This window comes from Neisseria sp. HMSC065D04, assembly GCF_001815675.1.
In the GTDB taxonomy this organism is placed as follows: domain Bacteria; phylum Pseudomonadota; class Gammaproteobacteria; order Burkholderiales; family Neisseriaceae; genus Neisseria.
Map to the genome: position 1 here is coordinate 1 of NZ_KV821520.1, position 6,694 is coordinate 6,694.

At 44.9% G+C, this 6,694-nt stretch carries 6 protein-coding genes; 1 reads left to right on the forward strand and 5 read right to left on the reverse strand.

Going from position 1 to position 6,694, the window contains the following annotated elements; all coding sequences use genetic code 11:
* Nucleotides 1–31 precede the first annotated feature (31 nt).
* From HMPREF3050_RS07680 to eno, 5 genes are all read right to left on the reverse strand, one after another.
* Nucleotides 32–250, reverse strand: a complete 219-nt coding sequence (locus HMPREF3050_RS07680; protein WP_070774341.1) for a calcium-binding protein — start codon at nt 248–250, stop codon at nt 32–34.
* Between the two features lie 333 nt (nt 251–583).
* A complete protein-coding gene (locus tag HMPREF3050_RS07685) occupies nt 584–2,245 on the reverse strand; it encodes a calcium-binding protein (protein WP_070774342.1) in 1,662 nt (553 codons plus the stop codon).
* 557 nt (nt 2,246–2,802) lie between these two features.
* Entirely contained in the window at nt 2,803–3,762 is a 960-nt protein-coding gene (ttcA, locus tag HMPREF3050_RS07690) for a tRNA 2-thiocytidine(32) synthetase TtcA (protein WP_070774343.1), read from the reverse strand.
* Between the two features lie 389 nt (nt 3,763–4,151).
* Nucleotides 4,152–4,430 carry a cell division protein FtsB gene (gene ftsB, locus HMPREF3050_RS07695; protein ID WP_003743241.1) on the reverse strand — a complete coding sequence of 93 codons (279 nt, stop codon included), beginning with the start codon at nt 4,428–4,430 and terminating at the stop codon, nt 4,152–4,154.
* A 16-nt stretch (nt 4,431–4,446) separates the two neighbouring features.
* Nucleotides 4,447–5,733 (reverse strand): phosphopyruvate hydratase, encoded by a 1,287-nt coding sequence (gene eno / locus HMPREF3050_RS07700; RefSeq protein ID WP_003756747.1) that lies wholly within the window; start codon nt 5,731–5,733, stop codon nt 4,447–4,449.
* Between the two features lie 506 nt (nt 5,734–6,239).
* Here eno and HMPREF3050_RS07705 point away from each other — a divergent pair.
* Nucleotides 6,240–6,575 carry an RNA polymerase subunit sigma gene (locus HMPREF3050_RS07705; protein ID WP_070774344.1) on the forward strand — a complete coding sequence of 112 codons (336 nt, stop codon included), beginning with the start codon at nt 6,240–6,242 and terminating at the stop codon, nt 6,573–6,575.
* Nucleotides 6,576–6,694 lie beyond the last annotated feature (119 nt).

Here is a 6,694-nt window from a genome sequence, read left to right on the forward strand (position 1 = left end):
AATTTTAGTAACCCATGTTATTGCAAAGGTCTCAGTTTGTATCGGCGTAAACGGTATCGTTGCCTTCATATTCATATTCAACGATGGTGTCACCTGCGTTTTTACTGTGGTAAACATCATTGCCTAAGCCGCCGTAGAATACGGTATGTCCGAGACTGCCATATAAAACATCATCGCGGGTCGTGCCTTTAATGACGACGGATTCATTGTTTGCTACGTTATAGTATAAAGGGTGCAATGTATTGGCCATAATGGCTCTCCTTGTGAACAAGTTGCTGGGAAAAATAGATTTAATATCTATTTGACATTAATAGATTTTTTGCTTGTATGTATGATGCGGATTGTATCGGGGAATAATATGATGGAAAAGATATAATAATTTACATTATTGTTTTATATATTAATTTAAAATATGAAATAATATTTAATAGTATTTTAATGTTGAGTGGGGAAAAACGAAAAGGTCGTCTGAAAATCGGTTTTCAGACGACCTTTTGTTGTTATCTGTAATGAATCGTGCTTTATGCGTAGTTTCCCAGTAAAAGCAGATTTGTTCCAAATGGTCAGTTCTTTTTAGCAAGTTTTAGCCGATGATATTGGATGGGCCCAACCAGACAAAATCGAATTTGGCAAATATGGTGCTGCTGCTTGAACCTGCCTCACTATAAGCAAGAGTATGCTGCTCTGTATCGAAGATGAGATAAGGACGGTCTTTTTGGAGAATGACCTCAGGGTCTTTTTCAACGAACATCTTTGACCAGCTCAAATTGGCGTTGCTGCCAGTCAGCAGTGAACGCATACCAGATAGGTCGAGTTTGTCCGTATTAGGGTCAAATTCGACCACGCGATCTATACTGCCTTCACGAATATCTGATGCAGTAAAGGCAACGGTGTCGTTGCCTTCACCTGTGATGATGGTGTCGCTACCCGAGCCGCCTGCAATATAGTCATCACCGTCTCCACCGTTGAGATGGTCATTTCCATTTCCGCCTAACAGGGTGTCGTTGCCACCCATGCCGTACAGGGTATCATTGCCGTCTTCACCGCTCAGACGATTATCCCCTTTGTTGCCTGTCAAGATATTGTCATTATGGTTGCCAATACCGAAGATGTTGTTGCTACCTGTCAAAGTCAGGTTTTCAACATTTGCTGCGGCGGTGTAGGAAACGCTACTGTAAATGGTATCGGTACCTTCTCCCGATCGCTCGGTAACTGTGTCATTTACATTATCCACATGATAGACATCATTTCCATCCCCGCCGGTCATCTTGTCTACGCCGTAGCCACCGTCTAAAGTATCATTTCCGTGTCCACCATCAAGTACGTCGTTGTTTTCACCACCTTCTAGGATGTCATCTCCGTTACCCCCGTAAAGACGGTCGTCCCCCCCGCCACTCTGCAGAAGGTCGTTACCGTCCATGCCGTAGAGCGTGTCATCTCCGCCCAGATAATCGATCAAGTGGTTGTTGCCACTGTTGCCTGTCAGGATGTTGCTTTCTTCGTTGCCCTCACCCTTGATGTTATCGTTTCCTATCAGCGTCAAGTTTTCGACGTGGCTATTGATAAAGTAGGAAACGCTGCTGTAAACGGTATCGGTACCTTCATCAAGATATTCTTCAACTTCATCGTACCAATTATCAACATAGTAGATATCATCCCCCTGGTCACCACGCATGAAGTCTACTCCACTACCACCGTTTAAAGTGTCGTTGCCATCTCCGCCCACAAGGCCGTCGCGACCATGTCCGCCCTCGAGCCAGTCGTCGCCATCTCCAGCATAGAGCCGGTCATCGCCATCTCCAGCATAGAGTGAGTCCTTGCCATCTCCACCATAGAGCGAGTCGTCGCCGTCACCGCCTAGCAACAGGTCGTTACCAGCCATACCTTCTAGCTTGTCATTGCCGCGACCGCCGCTCAAGCGGTTGTTGCCGCTGTTGCCTATTAGAATATTGTTGGAGTTGTTGCCAAATCCGAAGGTGTTGCCGTTGCCTGTCAGTGTCAGGTTTTCGACGTGTGTCGGTAAGGTAAAGGTTGTATCGGCGTAAACCGTATCATTGCCTTCATTTGCATATTCAACAATGGTGTCGCCCGCGTTCTTACTGTAATAAATATCGTCGCCCAAGCCGCCGTAGAATGTGGTATGTCCGAGACCGCCATGTAAAACGTCATCGCGGGGCGTTCCTTTAAGGACGTCTGATTTATTGTTTGCTGCGCTGCGGGATAAAGAGTGCAATGTATTGGCCATAATGGCTCTCCTTGAGAACAAGTTGCTGGGAAAAAATAATGCTATCTATTTGACATTAATAGATTTTTTATTGTGTCGTATGATGCCGATTGTATCGGGGAATAAAATGATGGGAAAGAGATAATAATTTATATTATTGTTTTGTATATTAATTTAGAGTAAGAGATACTATTTAATAGTGAGGGGGGTGGAAAAACGAAAAGGTCGTCTGAAAACTGAATGTTCAGACGACCTTTTGTTGTGATCTATGACGGTTCGTGCTTTATATAGTTTCTCTGCAAAAGCTGTTGCAAGAATAGGCTGGGTTTGTTTCTGTATGAATTGTCAAGAATAGGAAGAATATAGTGGATTAAATTAAAATCAGGACAAGGCGGAAGCCGCAGATACAGTACAGATAGCACGGAACCGATTCACTTGGTGCTTCAGCACCTTAGAGAATCGTTCTCTTTGAGCTAAGGCGAGGTAACGCCGTCCTGGTTTAAAGTTAATCCAACTATAGAAAAATTCAGACGACCTTGAAAGGGTATCCCAAAGGTCGTCTGAAAATCTAAATCCCGTTATAAACCGCAAGTTTTCGGCTTGTTCGCCAGAATATTGATGACTTTGCGTTCGGGTTTGGACGGGGTGATTTTGATTTCATTCTCGTCTTCTTCGCTGCCGTCGGAGTAGCGTTCGGGCATTTTTTCGCTGTCAAACGCCAAATCACCGCCGTGTTTTAAGGTTTGACCGCGTTCCAAACCGACGAAGTCGAAAAGCTCGGGGTCTGCAAGATGGGAAGGAACGACGTTTTGCAGGGCGGAGAACATCGATTCAATGCGGCCGGGGAAGCGTTTGTCCCAATCGCGCAGCATATCGCCGATGACTTGGCGTTGCAGGTTAGGCTGCGAGCCGCAGAGGTTGCACGGGATAATCGGAAATTGCTTCAGTTCGGCGTATTTAATCAAATCTTTTTCTTTCACATACGCCAGCGGGCGGATGACGATGTGTTCGCCGTTGTCGCTCACCAGCTTGGGCGGCATGGCTTTGAGTTTGCCGCCGTAAAACATATTTAGAAACATGGTGGCGAGGATGTCGTCGCGGTGGTGTCCCAAGGCGATTTTGGTGCAGCCTAATTCTTTTGCTGTGCGGTAGAGGATGCCGCGGCGCAGGCGGCTGCACAGCGAACAAGTCGTTTTGCCTTCGTCCAACACGCGTTTGACGGTGGAGTAGGTGTCTTCTTCGACGATTTTGTACGGCACACCTATACTTTCGAGATAGGTCGGCAGCACTTCTTCGGGGAAGCCCGGCTGTTTTTGGTCGAGATTGACAGCAACCAGTTCGAAATCAATCGGCGCGCTGGCTTGTAGCTGGCGCAGGATGTCTAACAGGGCGTAGCTGTCTTTGCCGCCGGAGAGGCAAACCATGATTTTGTCGCCCGGCTCGATCATGTTGAAATCGTTAATCGCGTCGCCGACGGCGTGGCGCAGGCGTTTGTTGAGTTTGTTGTTCTCTAATTCTTGCTTGGTTTTTTTGGACATAGCGGTTTGTGCTTTGAAATAAGGAAAAATTTAAGGGCGGTATTGTACCGCAAAAAGCGTTTGGAAACCGCATATTAGAAAAAGAATAGGGGGCGGATTTAGATTTGAAGTACAATATTTTTCTCAATAGAAAGATTTGTGTCTAGGATGGATTTCTTTGTCGTGTTGAGAATGGGATATCTGAATCGGAATCGGGTATGAATTGATAACAGATAGATGATTGCATATGTTTGGGAAATGATGGGAGTGATATTGTTTTGAAATTATAGAAGCCGGTTTCTGTGGTATACAGAAACCGGCTTGTACGAAACGTCTGAACAGGTGTCTATAGATATCTAAAATTTAGGAATAACGCTTTTTCAGACGACCTTTTATTCCCATCAGGGCAATTAACGGCTGCGTTCGATAAAACGGTAATAGGTTTCGCCGTCTTGGACGTAACCCAATTCCACACGGGCAATTTCAGAAATCGCTTCTTGACCGTTCGCTAAATCATCGACTTCCGCAGCAAGGAACTGATTGCGCAAAGTGAGCGTCTGGTTTTTTTCCTCCTGCACGGAAAGTTGTTCCTGCAATTCTTCCGTATGCCCGATACTGCCTTTTCCAAACCAAAGGCTGTATTGGCAGTAAGCAAGCGCGATGGATAAAACAACAGTTACCCACTTCATACATCAATACCTTTTCTTATTTGCCCAGTTGATAGAATGCGGCTTTGCCGGGGTAGTAGGCAGCTTCTGCCAATTCTTCCTCGATGCGCAGCAGTTGGTTGTATTTCGCCATGCGGTCGGAGCGGCTCAATGAGCCGGTTTTAATCTGCATACAGTTGGTAGCGACTGCCAAGTCGGCAATGGTGCTGTCTTCAGTTTCGCCGGAACGGTGGCTCATTACACTGGCGTAACGGCTGCGTTTTGCCAAGTCAACTGCTTGCAAGGTTTCGCTCAAAGTACCGATTTGGTTGACTTTGACCAGCAATGCGTTTGCCACGCCTTTTTCGATGCCTTCGGCAAGGATTTTCGGATTGGTTACGAACAAGTCGTCGCCGACCAGTTGTACTTTGCTGCCGAGTTTTTCGGTGAGGAGTTTCCAGCCTTCCCAGTCGTTTTCATCCATACCGTCTTCGATGGAGATAATCGGGAATTCGTTAACCAAGCCCTCGAGGTATTCGGCAAATTCAGCGCTGGTGTAAGAACGGCCTTCGGCTTCCAAGTGATATTTGCCGTCTTTGTAGAACTCGCTGGATGCGCAGTCCAAAGCAAACAAGACATCATCGCCTGCTTTGTAACCAGCAGCTTCGGTTGCTTCAACCATCAGTTGCAGGGCTTCTTTGTGGCTGTTCAGATTAGGTGCGAAACCGCCTTCATCGCCAACAGTAGTCGGGAAACCTTTGCCGTCACACAGTTTTTTCAGCGCGTGGAAAATTTCGGCACCGCAGCGCAGGGCTTCGCGGAAGGATTTTGCGCCGACAGGCATAATCATAAATTCTTGAATGTTCAGGCTGTTATTGGCATGTTCGCCGCCGTTGATAACGTTCATCATCGGAACAGGCAAAGCCATAGGACCGGCGCCGCCCAAGTAACGGTACAGCGGCAGACCTGAATCTTCGGCAGCCGCGCGGGCAACAGCCATAGAAACTGCCAAAGTAGCATTCGCACCCAAATTGCCTTTGTTTTCAGTGCCGTCCAGCTCGATCATGATTTTGTCGATGTAGGACTGTTCGTTGGCATCGATACCGATCAGTGCTTGGGCAATTTGGTTGTTGACGTGTTCAACTGCTTTCAATACGCCTTTGCCCGAGTAGCGGGATTTGTCGCCGTCGCGAAGTTCCAAAGCCTCTTTTTGACCGGTAGACGCACCGCTCGGTACGGCGGCACGGCCCATTACGCCGGACTCCAGCAATACATCGCATTCTACGGTGGGGTTGCCGCGTGAATCCAAAATCTCGCGGGCAAAAATATCAACGATTGCGCTCATGAATATTCTCCAAATGAGGATGAAAAAAGAAAAGTAGCTTTGTTACATTTCAGACGACCTGTGAGTATCGCTGAAAGCACATCAACGGCGATTATACCGATGGTAGCGCCAAAACTGCTATGAAACCGACTGTAAGTTTGTTTCACGTCAACATCGGTTTGCACAGGAAGCAATATATGCTCAAACAGCCCCGTATTCTAACAGTTTTTGAGATTTTAGGGCAGGGTAACTTGCTGTAAAGGCTTGGTTTGGAAGGTCGTCTGAAAAAACGAAATTTGTTTCAATTGTCAGGTTTCTAATTGATGGCATAATAGTTATTTAGGCTGGAATTTAATTGAGCGTTCTGATTTTCAAAAAAAAAAAATTGAATTTTTTATTTAAGATTTACATAGAAAGGGATGCTATGATGCCGATGAGTTAAGGTTGGAATAAGGGATAAAGAATAAAATAAAAAAATAATAAGCTGGAAAATAGGGATTTATATAAAATTTATATGGACATCAGTTATGTGGAAGCCAATAGAGATCTTGTTTGAAGAGTCTGATGATGAAGGTTTATCTTATATCTATTTTGATTTGGGAGATTTTCATTACTTCACTTTAACCTTCAATCAAAACGAAGACGATAAAATCTATTTTGAGTTTAATGAGCAAACTTTTTCAATTGAGAGTAATGATGTTGCTTATAATTTAATTGATCACGTTTTATCTTTTGATTTTGGGGAGGATATTCAGGAATCTCTGAAAATTAAAAAACACATCGAAATTGATATAGACGAAAGCATTAATATGATGGCATTTAGGAAAACACTGGAAAATATTTTTATGGCTAAGGAAGTGTAGCTGATTTTCTATATTTTTAAGAAATAGTTGCAAGGTAAAATATGATGATTAAAGGCTTATAGATAAAACCAGTGCTTGTATAGTAGATTAACTTTAAACCAGTACGGCGTTACCTCGCC